Genomic DNA, 15967 nt, shown 5'->3' on the forward strand with positions numbered 1-15967 from the left:
ATCTGGAAGCCCGCCGAGCGCTACGGCGCGACGCGTTCCGCTTGCGCCTCGGCAAGATAGACGGCGAACAACCCATCGGGATCGGTCCACTCCGCGACCGGTGTCCAGCCGCCGCCTCGCAGCAGGATACGCCCATCGCGCGGTCCATATTTGTGACTGTTTTCGGTATGGATTGATTCGCCCGCGCCAATCGTGAACGAGCGGGTGTCCACGTCGAACGCAACGTCGCGCGTTGCGACGAGGTGCATCTCGATCCGCGCACGGTCGTTGTTCCATCGCGCCTCGTGCCGGAACGCATCGACCGGCACGGTGCCATCCAGTTCGCGGTTGATCCGTTCCAGCAGATTCATATTGAACGCCGCCGTCACCCCGGCCGCATCGTCATAGGCGGGAACGAGCACGCCCTCATCCTTGATCCGGTCCATCCCGATCAGCAGCATTGCGCCTTCTCCCAGCGAAGCCTTCATCGCGCGCAGCAGATCGATAGCCATCGCCGGGGTCATGTTGCCGATCGTGCTGCCGGGAAAGAAGCCGAGTTTGGATGCGTTCGCGATCGTCCGCGGCAGCGCCAATGGGCGCATGAAGTCCGCCTCGAAAGGCAAGACCAGCAGATCGGGAAAACGCGCTGCCAGGATCTTGGACGACGCGCGCAGGAAATCGCCCGAGATATCGATCGGCACATAGGCCGATGGCGCGATCGCCTCCAGCAGCAGCGGCGTTTTGGTCGAGGAGCCGGAGCCGAATTCCACCACTGCACGCCCCTCGCCGATCCGCGTGCGTACGTCGGCGCCGATGCGCGACAGGATCGCGACTTCGGTCCGGGTGGGATAATATTCGGGCAGGTCGGTGATCTGCTCGAACAGCTCCGATCCGCGCCGGTCATAGAACCAGCGCGCCGGAATCGCACGCGGGCGACGCTCCAGTCCGGCCAGTACGTCGGCGCGGAAGGCCGGATCTGCGAGACTGCGCGTGCGGTCCGCGTCGCCCTGCTTCAGCATGTCAGAGATCCCTGGCGAGTCGCACGCCGGTGAACTGCCACCGGTGGTGCGGATAGAAAAAGTTGCGGTAGCTGGCACGTGCATGGCCGCGCGGCGTTGCGCACGATCCGCCGCGCAGTACGAACTGGCCGCTCATGAACTTGCCGTTGTACTCGCCGACCGCACCCTCGGCAGCCCGGAAGCCCGGATAAGGGCGATAGGCACTGCCGGTCCATTCCCAGACATCGCCGAACAAGCCGCCGTCCGGCCGTGGTTCGACGGGCCCCGCATCGGCCATCTGATTGCCGCCGGTGGGGTCGAGCCCGGCTGCGGCCGCTTCCCACTCGAACTCTGTCGGCAGGCGCGCACCGGCCCAGGCGGCATAGGCATCGGCCTCGAAAAAGCTGACATGCGTCACCGGCGCGGCGGGATCGATCGCGCGCCTTCCATCAAGGCCGAACCGCGTCCATCCGCCGTCCTGCTCTTTCCAGTATAGCGGTGCGACGATCGCCTCAGCCTTCACCCATGCCCAGCCATCCGCCAGCCACCAGCGCGGCTCCCGGTAACCGCCATCGGCAACGAATGCCTGCCACTCGCCATTCGTCACCGTCCGATCGGCAAGCGCGTGCGGTGTGAGCAGAGCATCGTGGCGCGGCCCCTCGCAATCGAACGCAAAGCCGTCCCCATCATGGCCGACCTGTACGATGCCGGTCCGGCCCTCCACCCACGCGATCGGCCCCGGCATCGCCACCGGCACCTTGCGCGCAGCCGGCCACAACGCCGGCTCCAACGGATTTTCGGAAAAGCCGTGCAGGATATCGGTGACGAGCAGTTCCTGATGCTGCTCCTCGTGATGACAGCCGAGTTCGATCAGTTCCAGCGCGGTATCGGGCAGCGTCGGCAATGCCGCGACCAGCGCGGCGTCGACATGTACGCGATACGCCCGCACCTCGTCCAACGACGGGCGCGTCAGCATCCCGCGGCGCTCCCGCGCATGGCGACGACCCTCGGCTTCGTAATAGCTGTTGAACAGGAACGGCCAGCGCGCGTCGTGCAATCGGTACCCGGGCACGTGATCGCGGAGTATGAACGTCTCGAAAAACCACGTCGTATGCGCCAGATGCCACTTGGCCGGCGACGCATCGGGCATCGACTGCATCGTGGCATCGGCATCCGACAATGGTCTTGCCAAGGCCATGCTCAGCGCCCGAACCGACGCGAATCGTTCGCCATGAGGCGACCGTGCGTTCGCTACCGCCGCTATCGTCATACCCGCCCTTTCGCCAATGATGCGCGGGCGTTAGGCTCAGCGCGTTCCCCCCGGAACCCACAGAACGTCGCCGGCGCCATTTTGGTTCAGCGCCCTTGCCGCGACAAACAGGTAATCCGACAACCGGTTGATATAGGTTGCAGCCACATGGCTCGCGTCCGGCATCGCCGTGACCGACCGCTCGGCCCTGCGCACAACCGCCCGCGCCAGATGTAACCCGGCCGCACTTGGCGTGCCGCCGGGAAGGATGAAGCTGGTCAGTGGCAACAAATTGGCGTTCAACGCATCGATCGCCAGCTCCAGCCGTTCGACCTGGGAAGGGACGATACGCAATGCACCGTCGATCGCACCGGGCGTTGCAAGATCGGCACCGAGATCGAACAGGTCGTTCTGGATGCGCGCCAGTTCGTCGCGAACGACTCCGGTCACCATTCCGATTAGCGCGACGCCGATCGCGCTGTTGGCCTCGTCCAGGTCGCCGATCGCAGCGATCCGGCGATCTGATTTCGCAACGCGCGATCCGTCGACCAGACCCGTGGTGCCGGTATCACCGGTGCGCGTGTAAATCTTTGTCAGTTTGACCATGACGCCGTTCGCTATGCGGAACGATCAGGTTCGGCCAGCCGCAAACAAGATCACGACCACGATCAGTACCGCCAACGCCTGAAAGAAGATGCGCTGCTGCATCATGCGATTGGATTTAAGCGATGCCTGGCTCGGCCCCTCGCCATGCACTTGGGCGTGCGATTCCTGAAGGAAGGAGATGACGCCGCGAACGAGCGCCACGACCGTCGCGATCATAGCGGCGATCAGCAGGATGACGAGGAACGTATTCATGTCTTCAATCTAGGCGTTCCGCGCCGAAAAACCAGTAGGCAAGCGGCCGGCCCGCAACAGGTCTGCGAGCGCACGACCATCCTCCCCCGCCTCGCGTAGAGCCGCCAACGTCGGCGCACCGTGACGCTTCGCCAACCGCTCGCCGTCCGACCGGGTCAACAGGGGGTGATGACGATAGCGCGGCGTTGGCAGCCCGAGCAGCGCCTGCAACAGGCGGTGGACATGCGTCGCCGCGAACAGGTCGATACCGCGCACCACGTCGGTCACGCCCTGCGCCGCATCGTCGACGGTGACCGCCAGATGATAGCTGGACGGCGCATCCTTCCGCGCGAGCACGACATCACCCTGCGCCGCCGCCTCGCACGCAACGGTGCCTGCGGTTTCGTCCCACCAGTTCAGCGGCCCCGTCCGCGCCAGCGCCTTCGCGACATTGAGGCGCCAGCAATGCGGTGCATCCGGCTGGTCGTCGCGCGGCCGATGCCGGCAGGTACCGGGATACACCGCCTCTGGCCCATGAGGGGCAGACAGGCTGGCCGCGATCGCGGCACGCGTACAATAGCACCGATAGACCAGCCCCATCGTGTCCAGTTTCCCGAACGCATCGGCGTACAGGTCCAGCCGCTGCGACTGGAACACCGGCCCTTCCCAGCTGAGCCCCAGCCAGGCGAGGTCGGCCACGATGTCCGCGACATGCTCCGGCCGGCTCCGCGTCCCGTCGATATCCTCGATCCGCAGCAGGAACCGCCCGCCCCACGCGAGCGCAAAATCATGCGCGCGGATTGCGGAGGCGGCGTGGCCTAGGTGCAGCCGCCCGGTCGGGCTGGGGGCGAAGCGGGTGACTATCCCCTCTTGACCCGGAATCATGCTCCGTGCTGTCATCATGACGTCACGCCGATGGGCGACAGCGCCCGCGAGATCATCGGCGACTTCGCTTGGGAGGGCGCGTGTTTCATCCCGACCTGATCCGGCATCCCGACAGCTGTCCTACGCTCGTGCTCAATGCGGATTACACGCCGCTGTCTTATTACCCGCTCAGCCTGTGGCCGTGGCAGACCGCGGTCAAGGCGATGTTCCTCGACCGGGTCGACGTCGTCGCGCATTACGAGCGGGAGGTGCACAGCGCCCGGATGTCGCTGAAGCTGCCGTCCGTGATCGCGCTGAAGCAATATGTGAAGCCGTCGCAATTTCCCGCCTTCACCCGCTTCAACCTGTTCCTGCGCGACCGGTTCGCCTGCCAGTATTGCGGCGTGTCGCGCGATCTGACGTTCGATCACGTCATCCCGCGCGCCCAAGGCGGCCGGACGACATGGGAGAACGTGGTCACCGCCTGCGCCCCCTGCAACCTGAAAAAAGGCGGGCGAACACCGAAACAGGCGGCGATGCCATTGTATGTGGAGCCCATCCGCCCCACCAATTGGCATCTGCAGGAACATGGGCGGTCGTTTCCGCCCAATTACCTGCACGACACGTGGCACGACTGGCTCTACTGGGACATCGAGCTGGAAGCCTGAACGATTTGGGCCTGAATTGGGGATACCGATGCGGATCGTGGTGGCGGGCGTTCTGGCGTTCGCAGTGGCGGCATGCGGCGACAACGCGCAGGACAACATGGCGGAGGCGGACGCGAAGGCCGCGAACTTCACGCCGCCCTCGGTGACGTCGCGGCTCGACTATGGAGGCGCGATCAGCCGGCGTTTCCGTAATCTCGATCGTAATGGCGACGATGCGCTGACGCCGGACGAACTGCCGCGCGCCAACACGCGCCTCCGCGCGCTCGATCGCAACGGCGACGGCCGGATCACGCAGATCGAATATTCCGAAGGGCTGCTCGCCCGGTTCGACGCGATGGACCTCAATCACGACGGCACCGTCACGTCGGAGGAGCGCGAGGCCTATCGCAGCGGCCAGCGGGGTGCGCCGACGCCGGTGGCACCGGGGCCGTAAGACCGTCAACGGGCACGATCGTACCGACCTGAACGGACGAGGTTGACGCCCGCCCTGCCGCAGCGCAGCATCGGGGCATGGCCAGCCTTCCCCCCATCGCGAACAACCCCGACATCCGCTATCTGGGCGCGCTGCTCGGCGACGTCATCCGTGCCTATGGTGGCGAGCGGCTGTTCGCCGCGACGGAGACGATCCGGCGGGCGTCGGTCGAACGCCACCGCGGGCTGGGCGACGGTGCGTCGGTCGACCTCCAGCTCGAAAAGCTCGATCTCGATGAGACGCTCGATTTCGTTCGCGGCTTCATGTTGTTCTCGATGCTGGCGAACCTGGCCGAGGATCGTCAGGGGATCACCGCGGAGGACGGGGCGGACGTCGCCTCCGCGCTGAAGCGGCTGGCGGCCGAAGGTATCGACGGCCCGCGCGTGCTGGACCTGCTCGACCACGCCCTCGTCGCCCCGGTGCTGACCGCGCATCCGACCGAGGTGCGGCGCAAGAGCATGATTGACCACCGCAACCGGATTGCAGAACTGATGGCGATCCGCGATGCCGGACAGGAAGAAACCGCAGACGGCGATCTCGTGGATGAGGCGATTACGCGGCAGATCGCGCTGTTGTGGCAGACCCGCGCGCTGCGGCGGGATCGGCTGGGCGTGGCGGACGAGGTGGAGACCGCGCTGTCCTATTTGCGCGACGTGTTCCTGCCGGTGCTGCCCGCGCTCTACCAGCGTTGGGATCGCGCGCTCGGTCATCGCACGCCGCCGTTCCTGCGGCCGGGAAGCTGGATCGGCGGCGACCGGGACGGCAACCCCAATGTCACCGCCGCATCGCTGACGCTGGCACTGTCCCGCGCAAGTGAAGCTGTGCTCGGCTATTACTGCGACACGATCCACGCGCTGGGTGCGGAACTGTCGATCTCATCGCTGCGCACCGATATCGATCCCGCCGTCGAGGCGCTGGCGGAGGCGAGCGGCGATAGCGCCACCAGCCGTCAGGACGAGCCGTTCCGCCGCGCGCTGTCGGGCATATATGCGCGGCTCGCCGCAACCTATCAGGCGCTGACCGGCAAGAGCGCACCCCGCCCCGGCGCACTGCGCGGCGAACGCTATCCCGACCCGCAGGCGTTTCGCGCCGACCTCGTCACGCTCGCCCGTGCGCTGGCGAAGATGGGCGCGGCGGCGGGTGGCGACGGCGCGTTGCGGTCGAGCGGCGCACTGGGCCGGCTGGTGCGCGCGGTCGACGTGTTCGGCTTCCACCTCGCCGCGCTCGACCTGCGCCAGAACTCCGCCGTGCACGAACGCGTCGTCGCCGAGTTGTTGAAGGTGGCAGGCGTCGAGGGCGATTACGCCGCGCTGGACGAGGCCGGACGCATCGCACTGCTCCGCCGCGAACTCGAGTCGCCGCGCCCGCTGACCAGCCGCTTCCACGCCTATTCGGACGAAACCGCGTCCGAACTCGCGATCGTTCAGGCTGCGGCGGAGGCGCATGCCCGCTACGGCCCCGCCGCGATCGGCATCTACATCGTGTCGATGGCGAAATCGGTGTCCGACCTGCTGGAGGTGCACCTGCTGCTGAAGGAAGCCGGCCTCTATCGCCCCGGCGAGACCGCCACTGCCGCGATCATGGCCGTGCCGCTGTTCGAGACGATCGAGGATCTGGAGGCCGCACCCGCGATCATGACCGACTGGTTCGCCCTGCCCGAAGTCGCGGCGATCGCGGCCGCGCGCAAGCATCAGGAGGTGATGATCGGCTATTCCGATTCGAACAAGGACGGCGGCTATCTGTCGTCCACCTGGGGACTGTCGAAAGCGTCGACGGCGCTGCGCCCGGTGTTCGAGGCGGCGGGCGTCGGCATGCAGCTGTTCCACGGCCGCGGCGGTGCGGTGGGGCGCGGCGGCGGATCCGCCTTCGCGGCGATCCGTGCGCAGCCGACCGGCACCGTGCAGGGCCGCATCCGCATCACCGAGCAGGGCGAGGTGATCGCCGCCAAATACGGCACCCGCGAAAGCGCGGCCACCAATCTGGAGGCGATCGCCTCGGCGACCCTGCTCGCCAGCCTGGAGCCCGTCCGCCTGTCCAATTCGGAGAACAGCGCGTTCGCGGCGGCGATGGAGACGCTGTCCGGCAACGCATTCCGCGCCTACCGCGACCTCGTCTACGGTTCGGACGACTTCCGCACCTTCTTTCGCCAGATGACGCCGATCGCGGAAATCGCGAATCTCAAGATCGGCAGTCGCCCGGCCAGCCGTACCAAATCCGACCGGATCGAGGATCTCCGCGCGATCCCGTGGGTCTTCAGCTGGGCACAGGCACGCGTCATGCTGCCGGGCTGGTACGGCGTCGGTCAGGCGATCACGGCGTTCGAGGACAAGGGCCTGCTGCGAGAGATGGCGAAGGGCTGGCCGCTCTTCGCGTCGACGCTGGCGAACATGGAAATGGTGCTGGCGAAATCCGACATGAGCGTCGCCGCGCGCTACGCCGAACTGGTCGAGGACGGGCTCCGCGACCGGTTCACCACGATCCGCGATGCGTGGCACATGACGCAGGACGGCCTGCTGGAGGCGACCGGCCAATCGCGCCTGCTGGAGGATCATCCTGCGCTCGACGCGTCGATCCGGCTACGCCTGCCTTACATCGAACCGCTCAACCTGCTCCAGATCGAACTAATGAAACGACACCGCGCCGGCGATCAGGACGACCGCATCGGCGAGGGCATCCTGCTCTCGATCAACGCGATCGCGACGGGACTGCGCAATTCCGGGTGAACCCGCGCGAGCACTCCCCCTACCAGGCAGTCACCGACCACATTCTCCCTTGTAGAGGAGAAATTTTCGGCAGGTGCGCTCGACCAAGCGCGATCCAAATCAAGGCCGCGCTGATTGCGCGCGCGCAAAAAGGCCGCGGACGATGTCGTCCCCGGCCTAATCACCGCTACGATCGGCAATCGATCCACGCGCCGTTGACGGCGCGCGATCGAATTACTTGATCTTGGCTTCCTTGAAATCGACATGCTTGCGCACGACCGGGTCGTACTTCTTGAAGCTCAGCTTCTCCGTCTTGGTGCGCGGATTCTTCTTGGTGACGTAGAAGAAGCCGGTGTCCGCGGAGCTGACGAGCTTGATCTTGACGGTGGTCGGCTTGGCCATGAGCCCTATCCTGAAAAAGAAAGAGAGCGGCGGCCGGGGCCCCCGCTCGATCAGTGGCGGCGCATGACGCATGGCTGGTGCGAAGTCAACTAAAAGCACGTCGGCAGGCGGTTCTTAACGGCCCGGCAACCAGTGGAAGCGTAGGGTTTCAGCAGGATAGAAGAGGAGAGGGGGGATATGGAGCAGCCGATCGATCTGGACGCCGTCCGCGCCGACCTGACGATGCGAATTGCCGCGATCGACACCCGCGCCCCCTATGCCCGACCTTGCGAACTCGCCCCGGCGATCGATGCGATTCGCGTCATCGCGCATCGCAACGGCCTGAACCCCGCCGTCACCGTCGCCCATTTCGTCGACTCGGCGCTGTCCCGCGGCGAGCGCGGCGCGCTGGTGCACGGCTGGCTGTCGATCCTGTCCGACGCGGTCGGATGCGATCGTCAGGACGTCGCCGCCTGCGACGCCTATGCCGCGGCCTGCTCGGTCCGTCTCGCGAGCTGACGCTTTGGATGCATTGATGGCCGCGCTCGTCGCCGCCGCACTGGCCAGCGTCGGCGATCGGCCCGCCCATCTGGCGGCGATCCTCGCCGACCGGTTCAGACCCGCCACCGTCATCCTCGCTGCCCTGGTGGCACTGGCCGCCGCGACCGCGTTGGCGGCGGGCGCCGGCATCCTGCTCGCGCCGGCGCTGACGCCGGAGGCGGCACGGCTGTTGCTGGCACTGGCGCTGGCGTTGCAGGGCGGCGGCGCGCTTTGGCCCGGCAAGCCACCGGAGCGGCTCGACAGCTGGCGACTCGGCGGCTTCCTGACGACGGCTTCGGGTTTGTTCATCCTGGCATTCGGCGACGGCGTACAATTCGTGGTGGCGGCGCTCGCTGCCGGACGCGGATCGCCGGTGCTGGCGACGATCGGCGCGACATCGGGGGGGGCTGCCATCGTCGCCGCGGCGGCGCTGCTCGGCGAACGGGCGTGGCTGGCGCTGCCGCTGACGATTGCGCGACGGACGATAGCCGCGCTCTTCCTGCTCGCCGCCGCGCTGCTCACTGTGTCGGCACTCCGGCTGGTTTGAATGCGGAGCCATTCGGCGGAAGGATCGTTACGCTGACGATCCCGAAACCCGGAGCTTTAAGATGGCCGACGTCGCCCCCGACCTGAAGACCCCCACCGACCTCAACCGCAACGATACGCGTACCGTCGCGGAGGCGCTGAACATCGCGCTGGCCGATTGTTTCGCGCTGTACCTGAAGACGAAGAACTTCCACTGGCACGTCTCCGGCCCGCATTTCCGCGACTATCACCTGATGTTCGACGATCAGGCCGCGCAGATCCTCGGCATCACCGACGCGATCGGCGAGCGGGTGCGCAAGACCAGCCAGACCACCCTGCGCTCGATCGGCGACATCGGTCGTCACCAGACGATCGTCGACAACGATCACGACTATGTCAGCGCCGACGAGATGCTGGCGGAACTCCGTGAGGACAATCTGAAGCTGATCGCCGTGTTCCGCGATGCGCGCGAACGCGCCGAAGAAGCGAACGACACCGCCACCTCGTCGATCGTCGACGACTGGATCGATCAGGCGGAGGAGCGCGCCTGGTTCCTCTTCGAAACCGCACGGAAGGGCTGATCCCATGCTGAAACTCGCATTGATCTTCCTCGTTTTGGGCCTCGTGCTAGGCGGTCTCGGATTCGGTGGTGTCGGCGGCGCCTTTGTCGGCATCGCCAAGATCCTGTTCGTGATCGCGCTGGTATTGTTCGTGATCTTCCTCGTGCTGGGCCTGTTCGCCGGCAAGAAGGTCAAGGACGCGCTTTGACTCCGCCCGTCCGGCTGGTGGCGAGCGGTCCGATCCGGATCAGCCACCAGTCGGGCGGCGCGCCGAAGCGGATCGGCAGATTGCTGGTCCCCAGCCCGCCCGTAACGATGATCGTGCGTCCCGGATCCCGGATCACGCCGCACCGATAGCGGGGCGGAGCGACATTGATCGGTGCGCCGAAGAACGGCAGCACGACCTGCCCGCAATGCGTATGCCCCGCCAGCAACAGGTGGATAAGTGGCTTGGCCCACAACGTCGCCTCGGGCGAATGGGCGATCATCACGCCCGCACCCTGAAGCCGCAATAGCGCGAACAGCCCCGGCGCGATCCGGAAATGGCCGGTCGACTGGTCGCCGAACCCGGCGACCCGCAACGGACCGATCTGCGCGGCGTCGTTGACGAGCAGGGTCGCCCCGATCCGCCGTAACATCCGCGCGACCCGTGCATCATCCGTCGTATAATCGTGATTGCCCAACACGGCGACGATCCCGAACGGTGCCGACAGTCGCCGCAGTTCGGTTTCCAGCAACGGCACCGCGTGGATGGCCTCGGCTACGCCGTTCCCTTCGATGAAATCACCCGCGATGACGATCAAATCGGGACGTTGGGCGTTCACGCGATCGACCACGCGGCGCAAACGGCCCGGGTCCATTGTCATGCTTTCCATGTGGATGTCGCTCAACAGCGCCACCGTCATCGGCGGCGCACCCACCGGCCAGTCGGGCAGCCCGACAATGGTCCGGCGCAGCACGGGATCGAGGCGCGCATTGTGCACGCCGATGCCGAACAGGATACCGCCGGCCGCGATTAGAAGCAGAGAGGCGAGCAGCGAACGGTGCAGAAACATCGCCGCCCCGTAGCGGGAGCGGTTCCGCCACGCCATGCGTTCGGATGCCATGCACGCCTTCGCCGCGCTTCTCGATTCGTTGATTTATACGCGAGGGCGTAACGCCAAGCTGAAGCTGGTCGCCGATTATCTGCTCGCGACGCCCGACCCGGATCGCGGCTGGGCGATGGCGGCGCTGACCGGCGATCTCGATCTCACTGGCGTCAAACCCGCGCAAATACGTGCGTTGATCGAACAACGCGTCGATCCCGTGCTGTTCCGGATGAGCCGGGATTATGTCGGCGACACGGCAGAGACGGTGGCGCTGCTCTGGCCTGCACCGGTCGTACCCGCAGAGCCCGAGCCATTGTCGCTGGCGCAGGCGGTCGACCGGTTGCGGCACCTGTCGCGATCGGATGCGCCGGCGGTGCTGGCGACGATGCTCGACCGGCTGGATGCGGAGGAACGGTTCGCGCTGCTGAAGATGGCGACCGGCGGCCTGCGCATCGGTTTATCGGCCCGACTGGCGAAGACCGCGTTGGCGAACGCGTTCGGGATCGATGTCGATGAACTGGAGGAGCTGTGGCACGGCCTCGATCCTCCCTATGCGACGCTGTTCGAATGGGTCGAGGGTCGCGCGGAACGACCGACGGCGGTGGATACGCCGATCTTCCGCCCGTTCATGCTGGCGCACGGGCTGGAGGATGCGCGCGTCGATCTCAAAGAATATGCCGCAGAATGGAAATGGGACGGCATCCGCGTCCAGATCGTCCATGTCGCGGGTCAGACGCGCCTCTACAGCCGCACCGGCGACGACGTAACCGGTGCGTTTCCGGATGTCGCCGCCGCTTTCGCCGAACCCGGCGCCGTGGACGGCGAACTGCTGGTGAAGGGGGAGGCGCAGGGGGGCGAGGCAGCAAGCTTCAACGCATTACAACAGCGGCTGGGCCGCAAGACCGTATCGGCGAAGATGCTGGCCGATTATCCCGCCTTCGTCCGGCTCTACGACATTCTGGTCGACGGCGACGAGGACCTGCGCACGCGGCCGTGGACCGAACGGCGCGAGCGGCTGGAGGCTTTCGTGCCACGGCTCGATCCCGAACGTTTCGACATCAGCGCGGTGATCGAGGCGGATGACTTCACGCATCTGGAAGCGATCCGAGCCGGCGCCCGCGACGCCGCGATCGAGGGCGTGATGCTGAAACGGCGCGACAGCCCTTATGTCGGCGGTCGCCGCGCCGGGCTGTGGTACAAATGGAAACGCGATCCGCTGACCGCGGATTGCGTGATGATGTACGCGCAGCGCGGCAACGGCAGGCGCTCCTCCTATTATAGCGACTATACCTTTGGCTGCTGGACCGACGACGGCGAGTTGCTGCCAGTCGGCAAGGCCTATTCGGGGATCACCGACGAGGAGTTGCGGATGCTCGACAAGTTCGTCCGCAACCACACGCTCAACCGTTTCGGCCCGGTGCGGGAGGTCGAGAAGACGCTGGTGCTGGAGATCGCGTTCGATTCGATCCACGCCTCGACGCGGCACAAATCCGGCGTCGCGATGCGCTTCCCCCGGATTGCGCGGATCAGGACGGACAAGCCGGCGGCGGAGGCCGATCAACTTGGCACGCTAAAACGGCTGGTGAGCTAGATTCTCATCGCGACGAAGGTGATGGCATAATCAGGTCCGCCCATGGCAGATCGGGACCAACGGGAACGATACCGGTCGGATCCAGATCGCGATGGCTGGCATAATAATGTGTCTTGATGTGGTCGAGATGAACCGTCGCCGCGATCTTCGGGATCGCCAGCATCCGTTCCAGATAGGCTTCCAGCGCGGTGTAGTCGGCGATGCGGCGGATGTTGCATTTGAAATGGCCGACATAGACCGGGTCGAACCGGACCAGCGTGGTGAACAGGCGGATGTCCGCCTCGGTCATGGCATCGCCGACCAGCCAGCGACGGGATGCCAGCCGCGCCTCCAGCCGATCGAGCGTCGCGAACAGCGGCCTGACGGCGTCCTCATAAGCGGCCTGCGTGGTTGCGAAGCCGGCCTTGTAGACGCCGTTGTTCACCCGGTCATAGATTTCGGCGTTGATCGCGTCGATCTGGGGCCTCGGCGCGATCGGATAATAATTGCCTGTCGCCGCGCCGAGCCCGTCGAACGCGGATGTCAGCATGCGGATGATCTCCGACGATTCGTTGCTGACGATCGCACCGGTTTCGATGTCCCACAGAATGGGCACGGTGACTTTGCCCGAATAGCCGTTTCGCGCGCGGGCATAGAGCTGCCACAGATACTCCGCACCGTGGAGCGGATCGCCGGTGCCGCCCCGGTCCGTTGCAAAGGTCCAGCCGTGATCCAGCATGACCGGATCGACGACCGATACGCCGATGACCTCCTCCAGCCCCTTCAACGCGCGCACGATCAGCGTGCGGTGCGCCCACGGGCAGGCATAGCTGACATATAGGTGATAGCGTCCCGCCGTGGCGGGTCGGCCGGGTTGCCCGTCCGGCCCGGGTCCGCCGTCTACGGTGATCCAGTCGCGAAAGCCCGCGTCCTGCCGCTTGAACGCGCCATCGGCGGAGTCTTCGGTCACCTTGCCCGGCCGCCAGACGCCGTCCACCATTCTGCCCATCTGCCGCTCCCGTTTCGCGAAGGGACTACGCGCGAAGGCTGTCCGGTGATCCGCCGGATGCGCCCGGCATCACGGCAGCGCGATCTCGAACAGGGTCGGCCAGAGCTTGCCCGTGACGAACAACCGCCGGCCCTTGGCGTCCCACGCGATGCCGTTCGCCACAGCCTCGATATCGGTCGCCCCGATTTCCGCGACGATCGGCCCCAGATCGACGATCTGGACGACCTTCCCCGACGCGGGATCGATACGGACGAGATACGGCGTGTGCCACACATTCGCGAGGATCGTGCCATCGACGAGTTCCAGCTCGTTCAGGTCCTTGAGCGGCCGGCCGCGGATCGTGACGGAGATGCGGCGGCGATCCTTCAGCGTCTTCGGATCGACCACACGCAACGTGTCGGAGCCGTCGGAGCGGATCAACTGCGTCGCATCGCCGGTCAGTCCCCAGCCTTCGCCGGAATATCGCAACGTCCCCAGCCGCTTCAACGTCTTCGCATTCCAGCGGTGCGCGATACCGTCATGCCATGTCAGGCTGACGAGTTCGTCGCCTGCCAGTGCGACCCCCTCCCCGAACTGCGCGGGCGGGATCGCAGCGCGGGCGATGATGCGGCCGTCGTTCAAGCGCACGCGCCGGACCTCTGACTGGCCCTCCTGCCCCGTGCTTTCGACCAGCATGCCGTCGTGCCACAACAGGCCTTCGGTGAAGGCCATGCGGTCGTGCGGGTAGCGGGCGACGATACGCGGTATGACGACGGGAATGTCCGCCTCCGCCGGTGCGGCGACGGGGGCCGATGGCGATGGCGCCTGTTGCGGCGCGAGCCACAGCGCGAGCAGGGTGAGGAGCGTCGGGATCATCGCACCTGAGTGCGGCAGGCGATGCGAGGCTGCAAGCGCCTACCGCTCCGTTGCCGTCCCGTCCGCACCGATCAAAACCCCTGGATCCTAATGGCGGAAGTGGCGCATGCCGGTAAAGACCATCGCCAGCCCCGCCTCGTCCGCCGCCGCGATCACCTCGTCGTCGCGGATCGAGCCGCCCGGCTGGATCACCGCCGTCGCACCCGCCTCCACCGCCGCGAGCAGGCCGTCGGCGAAGGGGAAGAACGCGTCCGAAGCCACCGCGGAGCCGATCGTGCGCGGTTGCGCCCAGCCTGCCTTCTCCGCCGCATCCTTCGCCTTCCACGCCGCGATCCGCGCCGATTCCAGCCGGTTCATCTGGCCCGCACCGATGCCGGCCGTCGCATTGTCCTTCGCATAGACGATGGCATTCGATTTGACGTGCTTGGCCACCGTCCATGCGAAACGGCAATCGGCCAGTTCCTGCCCGGTCGGGGCGCGGCGGGTCACCACCTTCAACTCGCCCAGCCGGCCGTCGTCGCGCGACTGCACCAGCAGGCCGCCGGCGATGCTCTTGATCGCCAGCCCGCCGCGCGTCGGATCGGGCAGTTCGCCTGCGATCAGCAGGCGCAGGTTCTTCTTGCGCGCGAACACGGCCCGCGCATCGGCATCGGCGTCGGGCGCGACCACGACTTCGGTGAAGATCTCCGAGATCGCCTCCGCCGTCGCACCGTCGAGCGGGCGATTGACCGCGACGATGCCGCCGAACGCCGACACGGTGTCGCACGCGAAGGCGGCGCGATACGCGTCCAGCACCGTCTCGCCGTTCGCCACGCCGCAGGGGTTGGCATGCTTGACGATCACCACCGTCGGCGGTCCGTCGCGGAACTCCGCCACCAGTTCCAGCGCGGCATCGGCATCGTTGAGGTTGTTGTAGCTGAGCGCCTTGCCCTGCAACTGCTCCGCCTGGGCGATGCCGCGGGCGTGCGGGCCGCGCGGCAGGTACAAGGCCGCCAACTGGTGCGGATTCTCGCCGTAGCGCAATTCCTCGGCATGGCGCGTGAAGGCGAGCGGCAGCGTCGCCGGAAACGTCTCTCCCTGATCGGAAAAGGCGAACCACTGCGCGATCGCCGAGTCGTACGCGCCGGTGGCGGCGAACGCCTTGGCCGCGAGGCGGCGGCGCGTGGCGAGCGTGGTGCCGCCAGCATCGAGTTCGGCCAGCACGCCCGCATAGTCGGCGGGATCGGTCAGTATCGCGACATGCGCGTGGTTCTTGGCGGCGGAGCGGACCATGCTGGGTCCACCGATGTCGATATTCTCGATCACCTCGTCCCGTTCCGCGCCCTTCGCGACCGTCGCCTCGAACGGGTAGAGGTTGACGACGACGAGGTCGATCGGCGCGATGCCGTGCTCCTGCATCGACGCGACATGCGCCGGATCGTCGCGCACCGCGAGCAGGCCGCCATGGACCTTGGGGTGCAGCGTCTTGACGCGGCCGTCCATCATCTCCGGAAAACCGGTCAGGTCCGACACGTCGTCGACGGTCAGCCCGGCCTCGCGCAGCGCCCTTGCGGTGCCGCCGGTGGAGACGAGCGCGACGCCCTTCGCCGCCAGCGCGGTCGCGAGGTCGACGATGCCGGTCTTGTCGGAGACGGACAGGAGGGCGCGGGTGACGGGGATGGTGCTCATGG

At 66.5% G+C, this 15967-nt stretch carries 18 protein-coding genes; 8 read left to right on the forward strand and 10 right to left on the reverse strand.

Annotation, left to right across the window (positions count from 1 at the left end; genetic code table 11):
• Window positions 1-20: 20 nt before the first annotated feature.
• Genes egtD through gluQRS form a run of 5 tightly spaced genes read right to left on the reverse strand, consistent with a single transcriptional unit; the run spans window position 21 to window position 3948 of the window.
• The gene (egtD, locus tag ASG07_RS08460; RefSeq protein WP_055844417.1) at window positions 21-998 is read right to left on the reverse strand and encodes an L-histidine N(alpha)-methyltransferase; all 978 of its coding nucleotides are present in this window, start codon (window positions 996-998) and stop codon (window positions 21-23) included.
• A gap of 1 nt (window position 999) precedes the next feature.
• A complete protein-coding gene (gene egtB / locus ASG07_RS08465) occupies window positions 1000-2247 on the reverse strand; it encodes an ergothioneine biosynthesis protein EgtB (RefSeq protein ID WP_055844420.1) in 1248 nt (415 codons plus the stop codon).
• 36 nt (window positions 2248-2283) lie between these two features.
• Window positions 2284-2832, reverse strand: a complete 549-nt coding sequence (locus ASG07_RS08470; protein ID WP_055844423.1) for a cob(I)yrinic acid a,c-diamide adenosyltransferase — start codon at window positions 2830-2832, stop codon at window positions 2284-2286.
• 24 nt (window positions 2833-2856) lie between these two features.
• Window positions 2857-3084 carry a twin transmembrane helix small protein gene (locus ASG07_RS08475; protein WP_055844427.1) on the reverse strand — a complete coding sequence of 76 codons (228 nt, stop codon included), beginning with the start codon at window positions 3082-3084 and terminating at the stop codon, window positions 2857-2859.
• 9 nt (window positions 3085-3093) lie between these two features.
• A complete protein-coding gene (gene gluQRS / locus ASG07_RS08480) occupies window positions 3094-3948 on the reverse strand; it encodes a tRNA glutamyl-Q(34) synthetase GluQRS (protein ID WP_055844429.1) in 855 nt (284 codons plus the stop codon).
• Between the two features lie 80 nt (window positions 3949-4028).
• On the opposite strand from gluQRS, the gene ASG07_RS08485 reads away from it, so the two are divergent.
• From ASG07_RS08485 to ppc, 3 genes are all read left to right on the forward strand, one after another.
• Window positions 4029-4595, forward strand: a complete 567-nt coding sequence (locus ASG07_RS08485; RefSeq protein ID WP_055844431.1) for an HNH endonuclease — start codon at window positions 4029-4031, stop codon at window positions 4593-4595.
• 28 nt (window positions 4596-4623) lie between these two features.
• Entirely contained in the window at window positions 4624-5028 is a 405-nt protein-coding gene (locus ASG07_RS08490; RefSeq protein WP_055844434.1) for a hypothetical protein, read from the forward strand.
• A 77-nt stretch (window positions 5029-5105) separates the two neighbouring features.
• Entirely contained in the window at window positions 5106-7790 is a 2685-nt protein-coding gene (ppc, locus tag ASG07_RS08495) for a phosphoenolpyruvate carboxylase (protein WP_055844436.1), read from the forward strand.
• A gap of 213 nt (window positions 7791-8003) precedes the next feature.
• On the opposite strand, the gene rpmG is transcribed toward ppc, so the two are convergent.
• Entirely contained in the window at window positions 8004-8171 is a 168-nt protein-coding gene (gene rpmG / locus ASG07_RS08500) for a 50S ribosomal protein L33 (protein WP_055844439.1), read from the reverse strand.
• A 177-nt stretch (window positions 8172-8348) separates the two neighbouring features.
• On the opposite strand from rpmG, the gene ASG07_RS08505 reads away from it, so the two are divergent.
• The 4 genes from ASG07_RS08505 to ASG07_RS08520 all read left to right on the forward strand — a co-directional run bounded on the left by ASG07_RS08505 (window position 8349) and on the right by ASG07_RS08520 (window position 9983).
• Window positions 8349-8669: a hypothetical protein gene (locus ASG07_RS08505; protein WP_055844442.1), complete on the forward strand. Its 321-nt coding sequence runs from the start codon at window positions 8349-8351 to the stop codon at window positions 8667-8669.
• A gap of 16 nt (window positions 8670-8685) precedes the next feature.
• On the forward strand, window positions 8686-9237 hold the full coding sequence (locus tag ASG07_RS08510) for a TMEM165/GDT1 family protein (protein WP_236694607.1): 552 nt from the start codon (window positions 8686-8688) through the stop codon (window positions 9235-9237).
• A gap of 61 nt (window positions 9238-9298) precedes the next feature.
• The gene (locus ASG07_RS08515) at window positions 9299-9796 is read left to right on the forward strand and encodes a Dps family protein (protein WP_055844448.1); all 498 of its coding nucleotides are present in this window, start codon (window positions 9299-9301) and stop codon (window positions 9794-9796) included.
• Window positions 9797-9800: 4 nt separating this feature from the next.
• Entirely contained in the window at window positions 9801-9983 is a 183-nt protein-coding gene (locus ASG07_RS08520; protein ID WP_055844450.1) for a DUF1328 family protein, read from the forward strand.
• Here ASG07_RS08520 and ASG07_RS08525 read toward each other — a convergent pair.
• Window positions 9967-10881, reverse strand: a complete 915-nt coding sequence (locus ASG07_RS08525; protein WP_236694608.1) for a metallophosphoesterase — start codon at window positions 10879-10881, stop codon at window positions 9967-9969. The genes ASG07_RS08520 and ASG07_RS08525 overlap by 17 nt on opposite strands.
• On the opposite strand from ASG07_RS08525, the gene ASG07_RS08530 reads away from it, so the two are divergent.
• Entirely contained in the window at window positions 10880-12454 is a 1575-nt protein-coding gene (locus ASG07_RS08530; RefSeq protein WP_055845018.1) for a cisplatin damage response ATP-dependent DNA ligase, read from the forward strand. The genes ASG07_RS08525 and ASG07_RS08530 overlap by 2 nt on opposite strands.
• 4 nt (window positions 12455-12458) lie before the next feature.
• On the opposite strand, the gene ASG07_RS08535 is transcribed toward ASG07_RS08530, so the two are convergent.
• The 3 genes from ASG07_RS08535 to purH form a co-directional block, all read right to left on the reverse strand.
• On the reverse strand, window positions 12459-13442 hold the full coding sequence (locus tag ASG07_RS08535; RefSeq protein WP_055844453.1) for a glutathione S-transferase family protein: 984 nt from the start codon (window positions 13440-13442) through the stop codon (window positions 12459-12461).
• A 69-nt stretch (window positions 13443-13511) separates the two neighbouring features.
• Entirely contained in the window at window positions 13512-14297 is a 786-nt protein-coding gene (locus ASG07_RS08540) for a glutaminyl-peptide cyclotransferase (protein WP_055844456.1), read from the reverse strand.
• Between the two features lie 87 nt (window positions 14298-14384).
• Window positions 14385-15965 carry a bifunctional phosphoribosylaminoimidazolecarboxamide formyltransferase/IMP cyclohydrolase gene (purH, locus tag ASG07_RS08545; protein WP_055844459.1) on the reverse strand — a complete coding sequence of 527 codons (1581 nt, stop codon included), beginning with the start codon at window positions 15963-15965 and terminating at the stop codon, window positions 14385-14387.
• Between the last annotated feature and the right edge of the window lie 2 nt (window positions 15966-15967).

The sequence above is a fragment of the Sphingomonas sp. Leaf343 genome (assembly GCF_001423765.1).
In the GTDB taxonomy this organism is placed as follows: Bacteria; Pseudomonadota; Alphaproteobacteria; order Sphingomonadales; family Sphingomonadaceae; genus Sphingomonas.

Excerpts from the sequence above, each read along its gene's own strand:
- egtD (WP_055844417.1), bottom strand. The coding sequence starts at position 998 with ATGCTGAAGCAGGGCGACGCGGACCGCACGCGCAGTCTCGCAGATCCG.
- ASG07_RS08490 (WP_055844434.1), top strand. The coding sequence starts at position 4,624 with ATGCGGATCGTGGTGGCGGGCGTTCTGGCGTTCGCAGTGGCGGCATGC.
- ASG07_RS08535 (WP_055844453.1), bottom strand. The coding sequence starts at position 13,442 with ATGGGCAGAATGGTGGACGGCGTCTGGCGGCCGGGCAAGGTGACCGAA.
- gluQRS (WP_055844429.1), bottom strand. The coding sequence starts at position 3,948 with ATGATTCCGGGTCAAGAGGGGATAGTCACCCGCTTCGCCCCCAGCCCG.
- ASG07_RS08525 (WP_236694608.1), bottom strand. The coding sequence starts at position 10,881 with ATGGCATCCGAACGCATGGCGTGGCGGAACCGCTCCCGCTACGGGGCG.
- ppc (WP_055844436.1), top strand. The coding sequence starts at position 5,106 with ATGGCCAGCCTTCCCCCCATCGCGAACAACCCCGACATCCGCTATCTG.
- purH (WP_055844459.1), bottom strand. The coding sequence starts at position 15,965 with ATGAGCACCATCCCCGTCACCCGCGCCCTCCTGTCCGTCTCCGACAAG.
- ASG07_RS08505 (WP_055844442.1), top strand. The coding sequence starts at position 8,349 with ATGGAGCAGCCGATCGATCTGGACGCCGTCCGCGCCGACCTGACGATG.
- ASG07_RS08470 (WP_055844423.1), bottom strand. The coding sequence starts at position 2,832 with ATGGTCAAACTGACAAAGATTTACACGCGCACCGGTGATACCGGCACC.
- egtB (WP_055844420.1), bottom strand. The coding sequence starts at position 2,247 with ATGACGATAGCGGCGGTAGCGAACGCACGGTCGCCTCATGGCGAACGA.
- ASG07_RS08510 (WP_236694607.1), top strand. The coding sequence starts at position 8,686 with ATGGCCGCGCTCGTCGCCGCCGCACTGGCCAGCGTCGGCGATCGGCCC.
- ASG07_RS08530 (WP_055845018.1), top strand. The coding sequence starts at position 10,880 with ATGCACGCCTTCGCCGCGCTTCTCGATTCGTTGATTTATACGCGAGGG.
- ASG07_RS08475 (WP_055844427.1), bottom strand. The coding sequence starts at position 3,084 with ATGAATACGTTCCTCGTCATCCTGCTGATCGCCGCTATGATCGCGACG.
- ASG07_RS08540 (WP_055844456.1), bottom strand. The coding sequence starts at position 14,297 with ATGATCCCGACGCTCCTCACCCTGCTCGCGCTGTGGCTCGCGCCGCAA.
- rpmG (WP_055844439.1), bottom strand. The coding sequence starts at position 8,171 with ATGGCCAAGCCGACCACCGTCAAGATCAAGCTCGTCAGCTCCGCGGAC.
- ASG07_RS08515 (WP_055844448.1), top strand. The coding sequence starts at position 9,299 with ATGGCCGACGTCGCCCCCGACCTGAAGACCCCCACCGACCTCAACCGC.
- ASG07_RS08520 (WP_055844450.1), top strand. The coding sequence starts at position 9,801 with ATGCTGAAACTCGCATTGATCTTCCTCGTTTTGGGCCTCGTGCTAGGC.